Source organism: Arthrobacter sp. Y3223166, from assembly GCF_059090935.1.
In genome coordinates, this window is record NZ_JBNHGE010000019.1 from 38,274 (window position 1) to 57,434 (window position 19,161).

General features: G+C 67.5%; 19 protein-coding genes and 1 tRNA gene. 12 read left to right on the forward strand and 8 right to left on the reverse strand.

What is annotated here, in order from left to right; translation table 11 throughout:
* Positions 1-7 precede the first annotated feature (7 nt).
* Positions 8-994 carry a hypothetical protein gene (locus AC5RUH_RS10285; protein ID WP_494000724.1) on the reverse strand — a complete coding sequence of 329 codons (987 nt, stop codon included), beginning with the start codon at positions 992-994 and terminating at the stop codon, positions 8-10.
* Between the two features lie 109 nt (positions 995-1,103).
* Between AC5RUH_RS10285 and AC5RUH_RS10290 the strand changes: the two genes are divergently transcribed.
* Entirely contained in the window at positions 1,104-1,583 is a 480-nt protein-coding gene (locus AC5RUH_RS10290; RefSeq protein WP_494000723.1) for a nucleoside deaminase, read from the forward strand.
* A 16-nt stretch (positions 1,584-1,599) separates the two neighbouring features.
* On the opposite strand, the gene panD is transcribed toward AC5RUH_RS10290, so the two are convergent.
* Positions 1,600-2,013: an aspartate 1-decarboxylase gene (gene panD / locus AC5RUH_RS10295; RefSeq protein WP_494000722.1), complete on the reverse strand. Its 414-nt coding sequence runs from the start codon at positions 2,011-2,013 to the stop codon at positions 1,600-1,602.
* Between the two features lie 138 nt (positions 2,014-2,151).
* Here panD and AC5RUH_RS10300 point away from each other — a divergent pair, with 138 nt between their 5' ends.
* Positions 2,152-3,027, forward strand: coding sequence for a hypothetical protein (locus AC5RUH_RS10300; protein ID WP_494128515.1), 876 nt, complete (start codon positions 2,152-2,154; stop codon positions 3,025-3,027).
* A 72-nt stretch (positions 3,028-3,099) separates the two neighbouring features.
* Here the strand turns inward: AC5RUH_RS10300 and AC5RUH_RS10305 are convergent.
* From AC5RUH_RS10305 to AC5RUH_RS10325, 5 genes are all read right to left on the reverse strand, one after another.
* Positions 3,100-3,173: transfer RNA gene (locus AC5RUH_RS10305), tRNA-Gly, on the reverse strand.
* 74 nt (positions 3,174-3,247) lie between these two features.
* Entirely contained in the window at positions 3,248-4,516 is a 1,269-nt protein-coding gene (locus AC5RUH_RS10310) for an ABC transporter ATP-binding protein (protein ID WP_494000720.1), read from the reverse strand.
* 24 nt (positions 4,517-4,540) lie between these two features.
* Positions 4,541-5,383 carry a carbohydrate ABC transporter permease gene (locus AC5RUH_RS10315; RefSeq protein WP_494022333.1) on the reverse strand — a complete coding sequence of 281 codons (843 nt, stop codon included), beginning with the start codon at positions 5,381-5,383 and terminating at the stop codon, positions 4,541-4,543.
* Positions 5,383-6,342, reverse strand: coding sequence for a carbohydrate ABC transporter permease (locus AC5RUH_RS10320; RefSeq protein ID WP_494013010.1), 960 nt, complete (start codon positions 6,340-6,342; stop codon positions 5,383-5,385). The genes AC5RUH_RS10315 and AC5RUH_RS10320 overlap by 1 nt, the downstream gene beginning before the upstream one ends.
* Positions 6,343-6,356: 14 nt before the next feature.
* Entirely contained in the window at positions 6,357-7,676 is a 1,320-nt protein-coding gene (locus tag AC5RUH_RS10325; RefSeq protein ID WP_494128516.1) for an extracellular solute-binding protein, read from the reverse strand.
* A 219-nt stretch (positions 7,677-7,895) separates the two neighbouring features.
* On the opposite strand from AC5RUH_RS10325, the gene AC5RUH_RS10330 reads away from it, so the two are divergent.
* The 4 genes from AC5RUH_RS10330 to dcd all read left to right on the forward strand — a co-directional run bounded on the left by AC5RUH_RS10330 (position 7,896) and on the right by dcd (position 11,114).
* Positions 7,896-8,711, forward strand: a complete 816-nt coding sequence (locus AC5RUH_RS10330) for a DUF1684 domain-containing protein (protein ID WP_494128517.1) — start codon at positions 7,896-7,898, stop codon at positions 8,709-8,711.
* A gap of 51 nt (positions 8,712-8,762) precedes the next feature.
* Positions 8,763-9,380, forward strand: a complete 618-nt coding sequence (locus AC5RUH_RS10335) for a DinB family protein (protein ID WP_494128518.1) — start codon at positions 8,763-8,765, stop codon at positions 9,378-9,380.
* A 92-nt stretch (positions 9,381-9,472) separates the two neighbouring features.
* The gene (locus tag AC5RUH_RS10340; protein WP_494128519.1) at positions 9,473-10,330 is read left to right on the forward strand and encodes a tryptophan 2,3-dioxygenase; all 858 of its coding nucleotides are present in this window, start codon (positions 9,473-9,475) and stop codon (positions 10,328-10,330) included.
* Positions 10,331-10,532: 202 nt separating this feature from the next.
* Positions 10,533-11,114, forward strand: coding sequence for a dCTP deaminase (gene dcd / locus AC5RUH_RS10345; protein ID WP_494000714.1), 582 nt, complete (start codon positions 10,533-10,535; stop codon positions 11,112-11,114).
* Positions 11,115-11,129: 15 nt separating this feature from the next.
* Here dcd and AC5RUH_RS10350 read toward each other — a convergent pair whose 3' ends face one another.
* Positions 11,130-12,506, reverse strand: coding sequence for an MFS transporter (locus AC5RUH_RS10350; RefSeq protein WP_494128520.1), 1,377 nt, complete (start codon positions 12,504-12,506; stop codon positions 11,130-11,132).
* 263 nt (positions 12,507-12,769) lie between these two features.
* On the opposite strand from AC5RUH_RS10350, the gene AC5RUH_RS10355 reads away from it, so the two are divergent.
* The 6 genes from AC5RUH_RS10355 to mnhG form a co-directional block, all read left to right on the forward strand.
* Positions 12,770-15,772: a Na+/H+ antiporter subunit A gene (locus AC5RUH_RS10355; protein ID WP_494000712.1), complete on the forward strand. Its 3,003-nt coding sequence runs from the start codon at positions 12,770-12,772 to the stop codon at positions 15,770-15,772.
* Entirely contained in the window at positions 15,769-16,242 is a 474-nt protein-coding gene (locus AC5RUH_RS10360) for a Na(+)/H(+) antiporter subunit C (protein ID WP_493989594.1), read from the forward strand. Before AC5RUH_RS10355 ends, AC5RUH_RS10360 begins: the two co-directional genes overlap by 4 nt.
* Positions 16,239-17,861 (forward strand): Na+/H+ antiporter subunit D, encoded by a 1,623-nt coding sequence (locus AC5RUH_RS10365; protein WP_494000711.1) that lies wholly within the window; start codon positions 16,239-16,241, stop codon positions 17,859-17,861. The genes AC5RUH_RS10360 and AC5RUH_RS10365 overlap by 4 nt, the downstream gene beginning before the upstream one ends.
* On the forward strand, positions 17,858-18,418 hold the full coding sequence (locus AC5RUH_RS10370; protein WP_494000710.1) for a Na+/H+ antiporter subunit E: 561 nt from the start codon (positions 17,858-17,860) through the stop codon (positions 18,416-18,418). The genes AC5RUH_RS10365 and AC5RUH_RS10370 overlap by 4 nt, the downstream gene beginning before the upstream one ends.
* Positions 18,415-18,699, forward strand: a complete 285-nt coding sequence (locus AC5RUH_RS10375; protein WP_494000709.1) for an MrpF/PhaF family protein — start codon at positions 18,415-18,417, stop codon at positions 18,697-18,699. The genes AC5RUH_RS10370 and AC5RUH_RS10375 overlap by 4 nt, the downstream gene beginning before the upstream one ends.
* Positions 18,700-18,748: 49 nt before the next feature.
* Positions 18,749-19,161 (forward strand): monovalent cation/H(+) antiporter subunit G (gene mnhG, locus AC5RUH_RS10380; protein ID WP_494128521.1); only part of this gene is annotated, 413 nt, incomplete at its 3' end.

A 19,161-nucleotide genomic window follows, 5' to 3' on the forward strand; every position in this document is an offset into this window, starting at 1 on the left:
AGCGGACTCAGTACTCCACGACGGGGGTCAGGGTCACGTTGCCGTCGATGACGGACAGCCGGCCGGTGAAGCCGAATTCCTGCTCGATCTCCCGCTCGACGGAGGCGCCGGTGAACAAGTCGATTTCCACGACGTTCAGCTTGGCGACGCCGGTCAGCGGGCTCAGCACCCAGCTGCCCTTGAAGGGTTCTACCTTAACGTCCGGGTACTTCACGATCGACCAGTTGATGGTGTCGTCCCGGACGCGGTCCATCGCGGCGCTGAACGGGCAGCCGGAGGGCTGCAGCACGCGCTGCTCCGCGCACGAGTCGAGGAAGGCGTTGACCTGGGCGCCCAGGTCCTGAACCAGCTTGGGGGTGGCCGCCGTCGCCAGCGAGAGTTGGGCGTCCGGCGCGTTTTCCGGGCCGGTCAGTACGGATTCCACGACCGGGGCGGCGAAGTAGTCGCTCGCGTAGTGCGCCTCGAAGGTGCCGGGATAGAACACCGCAAAGGAATTCCTGCCTTCCGGCAGCGCCACCCGGGTACCGTTCAGTGAGGCCTCGTTCTCGTTGATCACGTCCACGCTGATGGTGGGAAGAGTGCTGGGTACGAAGGACCACTGGTTGAAAAAGAACCACGTCGTGCCGGTCTTTTCCAACGTGAACGTCGAGGTGTGCGGCGCCCCGCCAACCGTGTAGTGGACGGGCAGGTCCACCTTGTCCTCGCCCGCCGGCACCGGATCGCCGACTTCCAGGTCTTCGATGTCCTCCACCGAGGCCTTGAGCGCGGCGCCGTCGAGCATGGCGGCGTTGGCGTCCGGCACGGTTGCGTGAAGCAGACCGAGCGCCGCACCGCCGTCGCCGTCTTCCAGCGCTTTGAAGTACGCCTTCACCTGGTGCTGCGGGCTGAACACGAACGCATTGACCAGCATGATCGTCATGGCGGCAGCGGCCACGGCAAGCATCAGGCACAGCAGCCACGTGGCCACGGTCCTGAGCACTGTCGAATTTCCCACCCGCCCTACGTTACCTGCTGAGGGCGCCCGTTACCTGTCGGCGCGGTTCCCCGGACCGGTGTCAGCTGCGTTACATGCCGGCGGCTGGGCGTTCTGCCATAATCGGCCCATGGAACTGGCAACCGAGGACCTCAGGCATCTGCGGCGCTGCGTTGAACTGGCCCGTGAAGCGTTGGACGACGGCGACGAGCCGTTCGGTTCGGTGCTGGTCGACGCCGGCGGCAACGTCGTGTTCGAGGACCGCAACCGGGTCAAGGACGGGGACCACACCCGGCACCCGGAGTTCGAGATTGCCCGTTGGGCCGCCAGGAACCTTCCACCCGGGGAACGCAGGGCGGCAACCGTCTACACCTCGGGCGAGCACTGTCCGATGTGTTCGGCGGCGCACGCCTGGGTGGGCTTGGGACGGATTGTCTACGCAGTGTCATCCGAACAGCTGGGCCGGTGGCTGGCGGAGTGGGGCGTCGGGCCGGCGCCGGTGGCCGCGCTGCCGATTCAGCAGGTGGCGCCGGGAACCTTGGTGGACGGGCCGTCCGGCGAACTGGCGGACGAGGTCCGCGCGCTGCACCGGCAGTACCACCGGCGCTGAGCGCCGCCGGGGACGGTTACTTGACCGCGAACGGCGGGCGCATCAGCCCGTCGTCCACGGACTCCGCCGGGTCGGAGCCCAGGTCGACGATCCTGTTGCCGGCGTCCACGTGCACCACCGACGGCACGAAGGACCTGGCCTCGTCGTCGGTCATGTCGGCGTAGGTAATCAGGATGACGAGATCGCCTTCGTGCACCAGGTGGGCGGCGGCACCGTTGATGCCCAGCACGCCCGAGCCGCGTTCGCCGGCGATGGTGTACGTCTCCAGCCGGGCGCCGTTCGTGACGTCGACGATGGAAACCAGCTCGCCGGGAAGGATGTCGGCGGCATCCAGCAGGTCGAGGTCCACGGTCACGGACCCGACGTAGTGGAGATCCGCGTGCGTGACCGTCGCACGGTGGATCTTGGACTTGAACATTTTGCGCATCATCGCCTACCAGTTTAGTCCCCGCCCCGGCCGCCCCCGAAAGGGTTCCCGATCTGGCCCGCCGCCGGCGGCAGGTCTAGGGTGTACCCACAGGGGGCAACAACCTGCTTCAGCGAGGGCGATCGACGCAGGAGGCATGTGATGAGTTCGGAAATCGGCAGCAGCCGGCGGGACGGCGGGGTGCGGCCGGGAGACGATGTTCCGGCTGCCGCCCGCGAACCGCGGGACGGCGGGACCGAGCCCGCGCAGGCCGAACCCCCGCCGACCGAGGCCATGCCGGCAGCGGGCCAGGACCGCACCAGAAACGACCCCCCGGACACGGCCGTGTTCGGCCGCCCGCCCACGGCGGACGGCATGGACCCGGACGCCGCCGGCGGGAGCCCGAATGACGGGATGTACGCCGAGCGGAGCTACCAGGACACCAGCGCCTACCGCCCCGAACCAACCCTCGACGAGGACTTGCTGTACCAGCGGCAGCACAATGCCTACGGCGGGCTGAGGCTGGGGTCTGCGTTCTTCGGCTGGCTGGCCGCCACGGCCATGATCGTGTTGCTCACTGCGGTCGCCGCCGGTGCCGCCGCGGTTTTCGGCCTCGCCAACGAGGCCGACGTGCGCGGCAGGCTGGACGACATCTCCGCCGGCAACGGGCCGGACGCCATGATCGCGGGGGCGGCACTGGCGGCCGGCATCCTGATCGCCTATTTTGCAGGCGGCTACGTGGCCGGACGGATGGCGCGCTTCGATGGCGTCCGGCAGGGCTTCGCGGTCTGGCTTTGGGGCCTGGTCATGGCGGTCATCGCGGGCGTGATCGGGCTGTCCGCCGGCGGGCTCGGCCTGCTGACGGGACCGGCGCCGGTGATCGACCGCCCCATCGGGCAGTTGGCGGTGCCGGGCCTGGTGGCGTTGGCCGTGGTGCTGCTGGCGAGTCTCGCCGGGTCGCTTCTGGGCGGTGCCGCGGGCATGCATTACCACCGGGCCATCGACCGTGCCGGCTTCCTGGCGGACGACGACGAGTAGGACGGCCGCTTCCCGCAGGGATGGGACAAACAAAGGCACCCCGGTCCGAGGGGCCGGGGTGCGCAGTGCGTGTGGAGCGGGCGACGGGAATCGAACCCGCGTATCGAGCTTGGGAAGCTAGCGCTCTACCATTGAGCTACGCCCGCACAGGATCCGCCGTGCAGGCGGATCCGGTCAACAACGAAACCGAGTTTACCCCAGTTCTGCGGCTGGCCGGAATTCAGGCCGGCTGGCCGGCCGTGGAGGCTTCCCGTTCGCGGGCTTCGGCGATTTCCTCTGCCCGGGCACGGTTGGCTTCCTCCGTCAGCGCCGCGCCGGCCGAGGCATCACGGGTCAGGTTTTCACCGGTCTCGGGGTCGAACAGATGCATCTTTCGGGTGTCCAGCCACAGTTCAGCGGAGCGCCCGCCGCGAATCCGGCTGGCGGCGTCCAGCGTGACCACGATCTGCGGCCGCAGTTCCTCGGCGTCCATCTCGCTGGCCAGCGAATTCAGCAGCTCCCGCACGGCGGGGTCCGGGTCGAAGTTGATGTAGCCGTACTGCTCGTTGCCCAGCCACTCGGTGTGGGTCAGTTCGGCCATGAACGTGGATCCCCGGTCCTTCTTGTGTTCTTCCACCAGGGAGGCGTCCTCAAAGAACTCGGGCCGCAAACCCGCGAGCACCACCTTCCTGCCTTCGGCCGCCCTGGCCCTGTCACCGGACACGGGGATGTCGCCGATCGGCGTCTTCAGGACGTTGCCCTCCAGGGTGGCCGGCAGGAAGTTCATGGACGGCGATCCGATGAAGCCCGCCACGAACAGGTTGACGGGCTGCTCGTAGAGTTCCCGCGGGGAAGCGATCTGCTGCAGCAAGCCCTTTTTCAGCACCGCCACCCGGTCGCCAAGGGTCATCGCCTCGGTCTGGTCGTGCGTGACGTAGACGCTGGTGACTCCCAGCCGCCGTTGCATCTGCGAGATCTCGGAGCGCATCTGGCCCCGCAGTTTCGCGTCCAGGTTGGACAGCGGCTCGTCGAACAGGAAGGCATCGGCCTGGCGCACGATCGCCCGGCCCATGGCCACGCGCTGCCGCTGGCCGCCGGACAGGTTCCCCGGCTTGCGCTCCAGGTGGTCGGTCAGTTCCAAGGTCTTCGCGGCGTCGGTGACGCGCCTCCGGATATCGTCCTCGGTGAACTTGCCCTTGGCCAGGCGCAGCGGGAACGCGATGTTCTCGAACACGGTCAGGTGCGGGTAGAGGGCATAATTCTGGAACACCATGGCCAGGTTCCGGTCCCTGGGGGCCTTTTCGTTGACGCGCTCGCCGTCGATCAACAGGTCGCCGGAGGTGATGTCCTCCAGCCCCACGATCATGCGCAGGAGGGTCGACTTGCCGCAGCCGGACGGTCCCACCAGGATGATGAACTCGCCGTCGGCGATGTCGATGCTGACGTCGTTGACGGCGGCGAAACCGTCGCCGTACTCCTTGACGAGGTTCTGCAGCGTGATCGATGCCATGGGATTTCCTTTCCTGCCGCGGGCTCAGCCCTTGACGGCGCCTTGGGTCAGGCCGGAGACGATTTGGCGCTGGAACAGCAGGACCAGCAGCACGATGGGAATGGTGACGATGATGGCCGCCGCGGAAATAGCGCCGACGGGGGATTCGAACTGGGAGGCGCCGGTGAAAAAGGCCAGCGCCGCTGGAACCGGCCGCGCCGCTTCGGTGGACGTCAGCGAAATGCCGTAGACGAAGTCGTTCCACGCGATGAAGAAGGCAATGATCGCCGTCGTAAAGACACCGGGTGCGGCCAGCGGCACGATGGCCTTGCGGAACGCCTGCCAGGTGGTGGCCCCGTCAACCTGTGCGGCCTGTTCCAGTTCCCACGGAATCTGGCGGAAGAACGCGGCCAGGGTCCAGATGGAGATCGGCAGGGTCAGCGAGAGGTAGGGGATGATCAGCCCGGGCCAGGTGTCATAGAGGCCGATGTTCCGCCAGATGTTGAACAGCGGCGTGACGATCGAGATCACCGGGAAGATGGACACCGCCAGCGCGGTGGTCAGGATGACCTTCTTGCCGGGAAAATCCAGCCGCGCGATGGCGTAGGCGCACAGGGTGGCCAGCACGACGGCGATGAAGGTCGCAATCAGCGCGATGCCGATCGAGTTCCGCAGCGAGCTCAGGAACAGCTCCTGCGCCGAGCCGACCAGGATCTGCTCGTAGTTCGAACCCGTCCAGGTGTTGGGCAGGAACTGTCCGGAGGTCAGTTCGCTGGGCAGCTTGAACGAGGTGGCCAGGATGGACGCCACCGGGAACAGCGCATAAATAAGCACCAGCACGGAGATGATGGTCCAGATGACCCGCTCCTTGGTCCGCGACGCTCTCATCACTTGCCTCCTCTCTGGCCGGCGAGGTCCACTTTGAACAGCTTGACGGCGATAAAACAGATCAGCAGTACGCAGACGAAGAGCAGCACGGACACCGCCGAACCCAGCCCGATTTCCAGCCGCCCGATCGAGGTCCGGTAGGCCAGCAGCGACAGCACCTCGGTGCCGAACGCGCCGTTGGTCATGATGAACACGTTGTCGAAGATGCGGAACGCATCCAGCGCGCGGAACAGCACGGCCACCATGATCGCCGCCTTCATGTTCGGCAGGATCACGCGCCGCATCCGCTGCCACCAGGTGGCGCCGTCGACCTCCGCCGCCTCGGTGAGTTCGTCGGGAACCTGGGCCAGGCCGGCGAGCAGCAGCAACGAGATGAACGGCGTGGTCTTCCAGATCTCGCTGGCCATGATCACGCTCAGCGATGTTCCGGTGTTGGCGAACCAGTTCAGGTCGGGATCAATCCCGGGCACCCAGTCGAACCATGAGTTCACGAAGCCGGAGTTGATATCGAACATGTAGAACCAGGCGAACGCGGACACCACCGTGATGATGCCGTACGGGACCAGGATCGCGGTGCGCAGCCAGCCTCGCACCGCCTTCAGCGCCTTGTGCATGACCAAGGCCAGCGCGAAGCCCAGGACGAGTTCGACGACGACGGTCACCACGGTGATCAGCAGCGTGACGCCCAGGTCCCGCCACCAGACGATGTCCGTGAGGATCACGCCGTAGTTGGCCAGCCCGATGAACTCGCGCTCGTCCGGCGCGGTGAGGCGGTAGCTGAAGAGCGAGTCGAACACGGCCTGCAGGATCGGGTAGGCGGTGACGGCCAGCATGATGACGAAGGCGGGACCGGCCAGCAGCCAGCCCAGCCGCCGCTCGGCCTTGGCGCGGTCGCTGTACTGCTGGACCGCGCGCCGCCGTCCGGCCCGTCCGGTCCCGCTGGCGGGCTGGGTGGGGATTTCGATCGAGGTGCTCACAGCAGGTTCTCCCCCCGTAGAACGGAGACGATGAAGTCTGAGGTTTCCTGCGGCGTCGTGGCCGGATCCACTCGCGACGGCGGGGCGAAATTCTGCTGCAGGCTGGTGGAAACTTCGTTGTAGAAGACGGTCTGCGGCCGCGGCGCGGACAGCTCCAAGGACTCGCGGATGGTGTCCGCCATCGGGAAGGACTCCTCGATCCGCGGATCCTCGTAGGCCTCCGTATTTGAAGGCGGGTTGCCGTTGGTGATGAAGTACTCGGCCTGGTTCTCCGGGGTGACGATGCACTCGATGGCCGCGTAGGCCAGGTCGGGATGCTCGCTCGCGGCGCCGACGCCCAGATTGATGCCGCCCAGCGGCGGAGCGGCGGGGTCGGTTTCGTTCATCTGCGGGTAGAGGGTCCAGCCGATGTCCTCGATCAGCGAGGGGTCCACCGTGCCTTCTTCCGCGGCGGTGTTCGTGGCCGGCCAGACGAACGGCCAGTTGACCATGAACGAGCCCTCGTCGCCCTGGAACAGGATCATGGAGTTGTTCTCGTCCTGGGTCGGCAGCCCCGGGCCGCCCAGCCCCTCCCGGCCGATGGTGGAGATGACCTCCGCCGCAGCCGTCCCGGGATCGCTGGCCAGCCCCAGCTCTATCTGATCGGCGTCCGCCTCGGGGTTCTCCAGGATCTGACCGCCCGCCGACTCGACCAACGCGTTCAGCCACACGGTCATGGACTCGCCGCGCTGGCCCTGGACGCCCAGGAACTTCTCCTGCTCGGCCGCGGCATCCATCAGCTGCTGCCACGTGACCGGCTGCGTCATGTCCAGGCCGGCGGCTTCGGCCACCGACTTCCGGTACCACAGCAGTTGGGTGTTGGCCCAGAACGGGACGGCGACCAGCTCGTCTTTCCACGTGGCCCCCGCGAGCGCGCCTTCCACCACGTTCTGCGTGGTGCGCTCCGCAACATCGTCCGGGACCGGCGCCAGGAACCCGGGCTCGGCCAGTTCGGGGATGAACGGCGGGTCCAGGCTCATGATGTCCAACGACGAATCGCCGGCCGCAAGGCGCCGGGCAAGCTGCTCCCGCTGGGAGGCCGCGTCATTGGGCAGCAGCGACGTCTCGATCCGGTACGCGCCGTCCGCCTGATCGGTGCACAGTTCCGCGATCGTCGCCTGCCCCCCGTCGTCGGGGTTGATGTACCAGGTCAGGGTGGGAGTTCCGTCCTCGGGGCTGCAGCCCGCCAGCAGCGTGGCTCCCAGCGCCAGCGTCACCGCCGCCCCCACGCGGGCTGTCGCGCGCCGGTGGCGCCGCCGGTTTTCGTCCTTGGGCATCGGCATGAGCCTCCCATTCTGGTAGACGCACTGGCCGCCCGGCTTCCGTTGCGCTTTGTGCCACGCAGCCTTGTGAAATAGAGCGTATTCTCCTGCAGGCGAATGCGCCATGGTTCGGCGGAGGTCAGGGACTGCGGGCCGGGGAATACCGCACGGCGGGCGGCACGTTGTGCCCCGTACTGCCGGAGTGCCCGGCAATTGATTTGAGGGACGGCGAGCATGACCACTCCACGCGACGAGACCCGCCGGCGGGAAAGCTGGCTCCGGTTCAGGGACAACCGGAACCAGGCGCTGGCAGCGGAGCACGGCTGGCTCACGCTCACCTCGCTGCAGTGGCTGCCGGCCGAGCCCGCGCGGCTGGAAAAGATCACCGGCCTGTGGAGCGCCAACGGGCCGGCCTCCGGCGGCGGCCACGCCTCGTTGACGGCGAGCGCCGAGGACGGCCTGTATCTGGCGGACAGCGGGGAGCCGGCCACCGGCACCTTGACGGCATCCCTGGGAAACGAGGAGTCGCTGCTCTGGGTGCGCCGCGGCAGTGTCGCCGTCGAATTGGCCGTCCGGGGCGACCGGTACGCCATCCGGACGCGGGACAACGACTCGCCCAAGCGGCGGGCCTTCGACGGGGTCCCGGTTTTCGATTACAACCCGGACCTGGTGGTGGCCGGCCGGTTCCAGGCGTATCCGGAGCCCCTCGCGCTGCAGATAGCCACCTCGAACCCGGCGGTGGGAGGCATCGCCACCGCCGTCGGCACGGTCAGCTTCGAACTGGGCGGAACGGTCCATACCTTGGTGGCGGAGCAAGAGAAACTGGGCGCCCTGTCGCTGAACTTCCACGACGAAACCAACGGAGACAGCACCGCCGGCTGGCGTTCCGTGGTGACCCGCCGTCCCGGCCCCGACGGCACGGTGCTGATCGATTTCAACCGGGCCACCAACTTCCCCAGCGCCTTTACCGCGTTCGGCACCTGCCCGATGCCGGTGGAAGGCAACATTATTGCGGCACCGGTGGAGGCCGGGGAGCGCCGCATGGGCTGAGCATCGCCGGGAACGGTGGCGCTTGCCGCTCCTCTGCGGCAGGATCAGTGGATGGACCCAACGGCGGGAGACTTCCGCACCATCACCGATGACCTGGCCGACCGCTTGGCGGAGCTCCCTGACGATGCCTGGGACGACCCCGCGCTGGAGCTGGAGTGGAGCTGCCGCGAGACGGTGGCCCACATCATGGACGACTTCGCGTTCTACGCCCTGCAGCTGTCGGGGCGGAACCCGCCGCAGGACGGCTACGTGGCGCTGCTGGACCCGCCGCCTTGGCGCCCGGGCGGGCCGCAGATCCTGTTCTGGCCCGACCCTGCCACGGGAACGGCCGGCATCGTCGGTTGTTTCGATGCCGCCGCGGGACTGCTGTACGCGGTGACGGCCACGGCCACCCGCACCCACCGCGGTTACCATCCGGCCGGGACCTCGGACGCCTCCGGTTTCGCGGCGATGGGCATCGCCGAAGCCGTGTTGCACGGATTCGACATACTGGCCGTCCACGGGGTCGGCTACCGGCCTGACGAAGCCGTCTTGAGACGGGTGCTGAACCGCATCTTTCCGGCTGCACGGCGCACCGGCGATCCCTGGCAGGATCTGCTCCACGCCAGCGGCAGGACGCCCGAAACCCGCGGCCGGAAGTGGCGGTGGGACTCCTCGGTCCGCGGCTGAGGACCCCAGCGCGGCTGCGGAGCATTCGCGGCGCCGGGGCCGTAGGCTGGTAGCAGGCCTGCAACGAGGCAGGAGGACCGACGGAAGCCGCCATGACCGTAGACAAGAACACCCGACGTCTCGAGGACGACATCGAGACTGATTTCTCGGACAAGATGAGCTACGGCTCCTACCTGTCCCTGGGCCAGTTGCTCTCCGCCCAGCACCCGGTCAGCCGCCCGGAGCACCACGACGAGATGCTGTTCATCATTCAGCACCAGACGTCCGAGCTGTGGTTGAAGCTGGTGCTGCACGAGCTGCGCACCGTCCGGCAGAAGCTGCGCGACGACGACTTGCGGTTCGCCATGAAAGGCATCGCCCGGATTAAGCACATCCAGCGCTCGCTGACCGAGCAATGGTCCGTGCTGGCCACGCTGACGCCTTCCGAATACGCCGAATTCCGGGGCGATTTGGGTTCGGCGTCGGGCTTCCAGTCCTACCAGTACCGTGCCGTGGAGTTCCTGCTGGGCAACAAGAACAAGGGCATGCTGGCCGTCTTTGCGGACGATCCGGCCGCCCAGGCCATGCTGGGCGAGCTGTTGGAACAAAGCAGCGTGTACGACGAATTCCTGGCCTACCTGCACCGGCACGGCTACCCGGTTCCGGTGGAGCTGCTAAACCGTGACGTGACCGAGGCCCACGAGTTCAACCAGGAACTGGTGGGGACGTTCAAGGCGGTCTACGAGAATGCCGGCGCGAACTGGGACGTCTACGAGGCCTGCGAAGAACTGGTGGACCTGGAGGACAACTTCCAGCTCTGGCGCTTCCGGCACCTGAAGACGGTGGAGCGGACCATCGGGATGAAGCATGGCACCGGCGGCTCCTCCGGCGCCGGCTTCCTTCGCCGGGCGCTGGAGCTCACCTTCTTCCCGGAGCTGTACGCGGTGCGCACGGAAATCGGCAAGGCCTGACCGGCGGCTTCGAAGCTGCCGGCGGAGGCCGTTCGTTCCCCCGCCGACAGCGGCCCCGTGGCCGCCACCGAGGGTGCTGCGGCCCGCCTGGTTCAATCGTCGCACCGCTGACACCGTTCCGACCAGAGGCCCGGTGCAAAAGCCCGGGCGGAGGCCGCGTCATGCGTCGGGGGAGAGCGCCGGTCCCGTGTATTTTTGAAGGGTGCTGATCTCCGACCGCGATATACGTGCCGAACTGGACTCCCAACGCATCGTCCTGGATCCGTTCCAGCCGGACATGATCCAGCCCTCAAGCGTGGACGTGCGGCTTGACCGGTTCTTCCGGCTGTTCGACAACCACAAGTACGCCCACATCGACCCGGAGTTGGAGCAGCCGGAGCTGACCCGGCTGGTGGAAGTGGACCCCGAGGAACCGTTCGTCCTGCATCCCGGCGAATTCGTGCTCGGCTCCACGTACGAGACCGTGACGCTGCCCCATGACATCGCGGCCCGGCTGGAGGGCAAGTCCTCGCTGGGGCGGCTGGGCCTGCTGACCCACTCGACCGCAGGGTTCATCGATCCCGGTTTCTCCGGGCACGTGACGTTGGAACTCTCCAACATGGCGACGCTGCCGATCATGCTCTGGCCGGGCTCCAAAATCGGCCAGCTGTGCTTCTTCCGGTTGTCCTCGCCGGCGGAGCATCCGTATGGTTCGGGCGTATACGGCAACCGCTACCAGGGCCAGCGCGGCCCCACGGCTTCGCGCAGCTACCAGAACTTCCACCGCACCGTCATCGAACGCTGACCCTGGCCGGGCGGCTCAGGCGCTGGGCGTACTGGCGCGCTGGATCCGGGCCGGCGTCTTGACCGGCAGCAGCGCCAGCAGGCCGGCGACCAGCACGACGAGGATGCCCAGGATGCCGTGGCGCTGTTCGCCGAAGACGGTAATGGACAGCGCGAACAGGGACGGGGCCAGGAAGCTGACGGCCCGCCCGGTGGTGGCGTAGAGGCCGAAGAATTCGCCCTCCTCGCCGCGCGGCGCGAGCCGGGCCAGGTAGGCCCGCGACGACGACTGGGCCGGCCCCACGAACAGGCACAGCAGCAGGCCGAAGACCCAGAACGTGGTGTCGCCGGTCCAGGCGTTGCCCAGGAACACGTGGTTGCCCGGGCCCAGCGCGAAAATGGCGACGGCGGCGACGATCAGCCCGACCAGCGCCCCCACGATGACGTTCTTCGGGCCGATGCGGTCGTCCAAGACCCCGCCCGCGACCGCGCCGACCGCTGCGACGACGTTTCCGGCGATGGCGAAGACAATTACTTGGCTGAGCGAGAAGCCGAAGGTGCCGGCGGCGATCACCCCGCCGAAGGTGAACACCGCCGCGAGCCCGTCGCGGAAGATGGCGCTGGCGATCAGGAAGAAAATCGTGTGCGGGCTGGAGGTGAAGATCGCCTTGATGCGGCGGAAGAGCAGCCCGTAGGACGCAAAAAAGCTCAGCGACGCGGCGGCAGGCTGGCGCGGGATCTCCGGGACGGCGAACAGTACCGGCAGCGCGAAGGCCATGAACCACACGGCGCAGAACACCGCCACCAGGCGGATGTTCAGCCCGTTCTCCGCCGTCGCCCCGAACCAGCCGGTTTCGGGCAGGACAAACCCGACCAGCACCAGGGCCAGCGCCACGACCCCGCCGACGTAACCCATGGCCCAGCCGAAGCCGCTGACCTTGCCGATGGTCGACGGCGTGGAGATCTGGGTGAGCATCGCGTAGTAATTCACGTTCGCGAACTCGAAGAAGATGTTGGCCAGCGCGATGAGTCCCACGCCCAGGAAAAGGAAGCCGGGGGAGGGGAAGACGAAGAAGCACAGGCCGGTCAGTACCGCGACGGCGACGCTGTTGAGCCCGAGCCACAGCCTGCGGCGGCCCCCGGTGTCGGAGCGTTGCCCGGTGACCGGGGCCAGGAGGGCGATGGCCAGCCCGGCGATAGCCAGCCCGTAGCCGAGGATTTCGGACGCGAAGGCCTCGCCGCCGAAGGCATCGCTGGTGAGATAAACGGTGAACACAAAGGTTGTCATGACCGCGTTGAAGGCGGCGGAGCCCCAGTCCCAGGAGGCCCAGGCCAGGACGTGTTTTTTATTCAGCCGCTCCGCGGCCGCGCCGCCCGCCGTGTGGGTTGCCGGAATGCCGGCCGACTCAGTCATACCGCGATGCTATCCGTTTCGCCTGCTGCGAACTTTGAGCAGCGCCGGGAGCCGCGTGAATCTTTGGCGAACAGCGGGATCACGCGCCGTCCGCGGCCCTCCCGGCGGCTGTCCGCGGCCCTCCCGGCGGCTGTCCGCGGCCCTCCCGGCGGCTGTCCGCGGCCCTCGGCGGGCGCCGCGCCGTCTATGCCATGGGTAGAATGGACCTTGGCCCTGTCCGTCTAAATCCTTGGCAAACCCGAAGGAAGTTCCGGAGTATCCTCGTGCTGATTGTGCTCACCCTGCTTTTTGCGGTGGCCTTTATAGCGCCCTTAATTTTCCGGAAGCTCGGCCGGTCAACGTTCTATATCCTCGCCGCGGTTCCCGCCGCCGGATTCGTCTGGCTGATCGCCACGTTCGACAACTACACCGGGTCTAGCCAGGCGGCGCTGGACGGCGCTCCGAACGCCCCGCCGTCGGAGGTCTTCGCCTGGGTCCCGGGCCTGCAGCTGGAACTGGCCTTTCGGATGGACACCCTCGCGGCGGTGCTGTGCATCCTGATCCTGGGCGTTGGCGCCCTGGTGCTGTTCTACTGCGCCCGCTACTTCAAGGCCGACGATCCGGACATCGGTCCTTTCGGCGCGCAGCTGCTGGCCTTCAGCGGCGCCATGTTCGGTTTGGTCACCGCCGATGACCTGATCCTGCTCTACATTTTCTGGGAACTCACCACCGTCCTGTCCTACCTGCTGATCGGGTACGCCAGGCACCGCCTCTCGGCGCGCCGGTCCGCGTTGCAGGCCCTGATGGTTACCACCCTCGGCGGGCTGACCATGCTGGTTGGCCTGCTCATGATCGGCCAAACCGCCGGCACCTACCGGATCTCCGAGATCCTCGCGGCAGCCGGAACGCTGATGGCACACGGCCAGATCATCGACATAGCCATCCTGCTGGTACTCATCGGCGCGATCAGCAAGTCCGCGTTGGTTCCCTTCCACTTCTGGCTCCCGGCGGCCATGGCGGCGCCGACCCCGGTCAGCGCCTACCTCCATGCCGCCGCCATGGTGAAGGCCGGCATCTACCTGGTGGCGCGGCTGTCACCCGGATTCTCCAGCACCGACTACTGGCACGGCGTCGTGCTGGGGCTCGGGCTGCTGACCATGCTGGTGGGCGGCTGGCAGGCCATGCGCCAGAACGACCTGAAGCTGATCCTCGCCTACGGGACGGTCAGCCAACTGGGCTTCCTGACCCTGGTGGTCGGGCTCGGTTCGCAGGAAGCCGCGCTGGCCGGAATGGGCCTGTTGCTGGCCCACGGTTTCTTCAAGGCGACCCTGTTCCTGGTGGTGGGCATCATCGACCACCAGGCCGGAACGCGTGACATCCGCGAACTGTCGCACCTGTACCGCAAGGCCCCAAAACTGTTCGTGGTCGCGGTCATCGGTGCCGCGTCGATGGCGGGCCTGCCGCCCCTGCTGGGCTTCGTCGCCAAAGAGTCGGTCTACGAAGCCTTCATCCACCGGGCCGAAGTCTCCGGCTGGGTGGGGGGCCTGCTCCTGGCCGGCGTGGTGGCCGGATCCATCCTGACCTTCGCCTACAGCGCCCGCTTCGTCTGGGGCGGGTTCGCGGCCAAACCCGGCCGCGCGGCCATCGAGTTCAAGCCCATTCCGTGGGCCTTCCTGGCGGCTCCCGCCGTGCTCGCCGTGGCCACCGTGGTGTTCGGGCTCTGGCCCGCCCCGGTGGAAGCCGCCGTCGCCCCCTACGCCGGTCTCTTCACCCTGGACACCGCAGCCACGCACCTGGCGCTGTGGCACGGGGTGACGCCGGCTCTCGGGCTGACCGCCGTCACCATCGCCGCCGGTGTCGCCCTGTTCCTGCTGCGCACTCCGATAGCGGCCTTCCAGGCCAGGATCAGCTTCATCCCGGACGCGGACCGGATCTACCGCGGCATCATCGGCGTGCTGGACGAGGTGGCCATCTGGGTCACGGGCCGGACCCAGCGGGGCTCGCTGGTCTTTTACCTGTGCGTGATCCTGATCGTGGCGATCGTGACTCCGTTGAGCGCCATCGTCCTGATGGACGCTCCGCTGCCCGAGAGCGTGGTGTGGTTCGATACCCCGGCGCAGGCCATCGCGGGGCTGATCGTGGCGGCAGGAGCGCTGGGTGCCATCCGCGCGAACAAGCGCTTCATGGCGGTGCTGATGGTCTCGGTGGCCGGCTATGGCCTGGCCTTTATCTTCGCCATGCAGGGGGCGCCGGATCTGGCGCTGACCCAGATGCTGGTTGAAACAGTCTCCCTGGTGGCTATCGTGCTGGCACTTCGGTCCCTGCCGGCGCGACTGTGGCTGCGCACGCCGGGGCGCTTCAAACTGCTGCGCGCCATCATCGGCGCCGCTTTCGGCCTCACGATGATAGTGATCGCGATGACGGCGATGGCGGCACGCACGGCCGATCCGGTGTCCCTGGCCCTGCCGCAGCTGGCCTATGAGGGCGGCGGCGGCAAGAACATCGTCAACGTCATTTTGGTGGACATCCGGGCCTGGGACACGTTCGGCGAGATTTCCGTGCTGGCCCTGGCAGCTACCGGCGTGGCCAGCTTGATCTTCATCCGGAGCCGCGGGGAGAAGCGTCCGGAGCCCGTGGACGCCGTCGCCAGCGGATCCGTGGGGCGCGGTTACGAGACCGTGGCGCACTCGGACCGCGAGGCGGCGGCCCTGGCGACGGCCCGCAAGTTCGCCGTCGTCCCGCGCGACGCCTGGCTGGTGGCCGGCCGCACCCTGGCGCCGGAACGCCGCTCCATCATCTTCGAGGTGATCACCCGCCTCCTGTTCCACTCGGTGATGATCTTCTCCGTCTACCTGCTGTTGACCGGCCACAACCTCCCCGGCGGCGGGTTCGCCGGCGGCCTGCTGGCCGGCATCGCGCTGACCGTCCGCTATCTGGCCGGCGGACGGATCGAACTGGCCGAAGCCACGCCCATCAGCGCCGGCCTGCTGCTGGGCCTGGGGCTTGGCGCCGCGGCGCTGACCGCCGTCGTCCCGCTCTTCCTGGGCGGCCAGGTCTTCCAGAGCGCGATCCTTGAATTCAGCCTCCCGGTCTTCGGCGACCACAAGTTCGTCACGTCGACGATCTTCGACATCGGGGTCTACCTGGTGGTGGTGGGCCTGGTGCTGGACGTGCTGCGCAGTTTCGGCGCCGAGATCGACGAACGCACGGAGGAACGGACCCACGGCCGCCGCAAGACCGCCGAACTGCAAGTGCCCGCAACGATCGAGGAGGAGGTGTCCCGGTGACCGTGAACCTGACGCTGCTGCTGGTGATGGGCGTGCTGTTCGCCGTGGGCGTCTACCTGATCCTCGAACGCAGCCTGACCCGGGTCATGCTCGGCCTCATGCTCATCACCAACGGCGCCAACCTGCTGCTGCTCAGCACCGGCGGCCCGGCGGGCCTTGCCCCCATTTTCGGCAGCGACATCCCCGCCGACGCCTACAGCGATCCGCTGCCACAGGCGTTGATCCTGACCTCCATCGTGATTTCCTTCGCCGTCACCGCTTTCATGCTGGCCATCATTTACCGCTCCTGGGTGCTGGGGCGGCAGGACGAGGTGCAGGACGACATCGAGGACCGCCGCGTGGCCAACCAGCCCACCTTCGACGCCGAGGACGACGCGGAAATCCCGGCCGAGACCACCGAGTTCGTCCCGCCCGACGAAGCCGAGGAAACGCCAGCCACCACCAGGTCACGGATGGAGAGAAAGCAGTGAACGCCGCCACCATCGCGCCGCTGGCAGTAGTCCTGCCGCTGTTGGGTGCTGCCCTGGCGTTCGTGCTGATCCGCCACCCCAACGCGCAGCGCAGGACCGGCGCCATCACGCTGACGGTGACGCTGGCACTGGAAGCCGTGATGCTGGCCTCGGCCTGGGCCAACGGCGCGCAGGCGGTGAACCTCGGCGGCTGGCTTCCCCCCTTTGGCATCACCCTGGTGGTGGACGAGCTGTCCGCCCTGATGCTGGTGGTCTCCTCGGCCGTTAGCCTGGCGGTGCTGCTGTACGCCTCCGGCCAGGGCATGACCGACGGCGACGAAGAAGGCCCGGTCTCGATCTTCCACCCGACCTACCTGATCCTGGTGGCGGGCGTTTCCAACGCGTTCCTGACCGGCGACCTCTTCAACCTGTACGTCGGCTTTGAAATGCTGCTCACGGCCAGTTACGTGCTGATGACGCTGGGTGGCACCAGCCCCCGGATCCGCGCCGGCGTGACGTACGTCGTTGTCAGCGTCATTTCCTCGGTGCTGTTTTTGGTCTCCATCGCGATGATCTACGCCGCCACCGGGACCATTAACATGGCCGACCTGGCGATCAAGCTCGGCCAGTTGGATCCGGCCACCCAGATGACGCTGCACCTGATGCTGCTGGTGGCCTTCGGCATCAAGGCGGCGGTATTCCCGTTGTCCTTCTGGCTCCCCGACTCCTATCCGACGGCGCCGGCGCCGGTTACCGCGGTGTTCGCCGGCCTGCTCACCAAGGTGGGCGTCTACGCCATGATCCGCACGGAGACACTGCTGTTCCCCGGCGACCGGCTGAACACGTTCCTGATGATCGTGGCGGTGCTGACCATGGTGGTGGGCATCCTCGGGGCCGTGGCCCAGATCGACATCAAGCGCATGCTCTCTTTCACCCTGGTCAGCCACATCGGCTACATGGTGTTTGGCCTGGCGATGTCCTCGGTGGTGGGGCTCGGCGCGGCGGTCTATTATGTGGCGCACCATATTACGGTGCAGACCAGCCTGTTCCTGGTGGCCGGGCTGATCGAACGACGCGGCGGAACCACGAACATGGACCGGCTGGGCGGCCTGGCCAAGCTGTCGCCGCTGCTGGCCATCCTGTTCTTCGTCCCGGCCATGAACCTGGCCGGCATCCCGCCGTTCTCCGGCTTCCTGGGCAAGATCGGCCTGGTGCAGGGCGGCGTGGAACTGGGCACCCCGGTCGCCTGGGTGCTCGTGGCGGGCAGCATGGTCACGTCGCTGCTGACCCTGCTGGCCATGGCACGGGTCTGGAACCGCGTGTTCTGGCGCCGCCCCGAAGACGCCGAGCACCCGGACCCGGTCCTGGTGGCTACCAAACCCGACGGGTCCGCACTGCGGACCACCCGCCACGTGGAAAACAAACCGCACGGGCGGTTCACCGGCCGCGGCGTCGTCCAGCTGCTGCCGCTGCCCATGGTCTGGCCGACGGTCGGGCTGGTGGCGATGGGCGTTGCCCTGACCGTGTTCGCCGGGCCCCTGTTCGAGCTCAGCGACCAGGCGGCGCGGGAGATGCTGCAGCGCACCCCGTACGTCGAGGCCGTCCTGGGTGAGGGCGCAATGCAGGAGGTGGGCCAATGAGGAAACCGCGCATCTCCATCTGGGTCGAGCTGCCGCTGCTGGCCTGGCTGGTCATCCTTTGGGGCTCCCTCTGGCAGGATTTCAGCCCGGGCAACCTGATCTTCGGCCTGCTGATCGCGCTGCTCATCGTGAACCTGTTCTACCTGCCGCCGGTCGAACTCAGCGGGCGCTTCAATCCGCTGGCCGCGGGAATTTTCGCCGCCACCTTCGTGTGGCAGGTCGCGGTCGCAAGCGTCGAAGTCCTGTGGCTGGCACTGACCCGCGGCCCGACGCTGCGCAACGCGGTGGTGGCGGTCCGGCTGCGAAGCCACTCGGATCTGCTGGTGACTGCCACCGGGCATGCCATTTCGCTGATCCCCGGCAGCTTTGTGGTGGACGTGGACCGCTCGACGTCCACGCTTTACCTGCACGTGATCGACGTTGACACCGAGGAGGCCGCCGAGCGTTTTCGCGCCCAGGTGCGGCGAATCGAGGCCGGCCTGATCCGGACGATGGGCACGAAGGAAGAACTGGCGATGGTCAAGGCCGAAGGTACCGGCAGGGGAGGTGCAGTGTGAACGGGGACGTCATTCCGGTCGCGCAAATCGTCGTGAGCGCAGTGCTGGCCGGGGCCGCTGTACTGTCGCTGATCCGGCTGGCCCGCGGGCCGTCGCTGCTGGACCGGCTGCTGGCCATAGACGTGCTGCTGGCGATCGTCTGCGCCGGACTCATCGTGGACATGGCCGCCGGCGGCCACATGAACAACCTGACGCTGGTCGTCGTCATTAGCGTTGTCGGCTTCATCGGCTCGGTCGCCGTGGCTCGTTTCGTGACGGACGGGCGGCCCCGTGAACACTGACTTGATACTCGACATCGCGACCGCCGTCTGCCTGATCGCCGGCGCGGGGATGTCCCTGGCCGCGGCCATCGGCCTGCTGCGGTTTCCCGATCTGCTCTCGCGGATGCATGCGGCCACGAAGCCCCAGGTCTTCGGCCTGCTGTTGCTGCTGACTGGACTGGGATTGCAGCTGCGCAGCTGGGTGGCGGTGCCCGTGCTCCTCATAGCCTGGCTGTTCCAGTTGCTGACCGTGCCGGTTTCCGCCCACATGGTGGGCCGGGCCGGCTACCGCACCAAACACCTGCGCAAGGAAATCCTCAGCGTGGACGACCTCGACGCGGTGGTGGAGGCGGCGGCACGGGAAGACGCCGCGGCGTCCTCAGATGACGCACCGCTGGCCGGTCCCGGTGCCGACGGCGGCAGCCGTGCTGCCGCCGGCGGGCAGGACGCCGGGAAGCCGGGGGAACGGCGCACCGCGGGGGC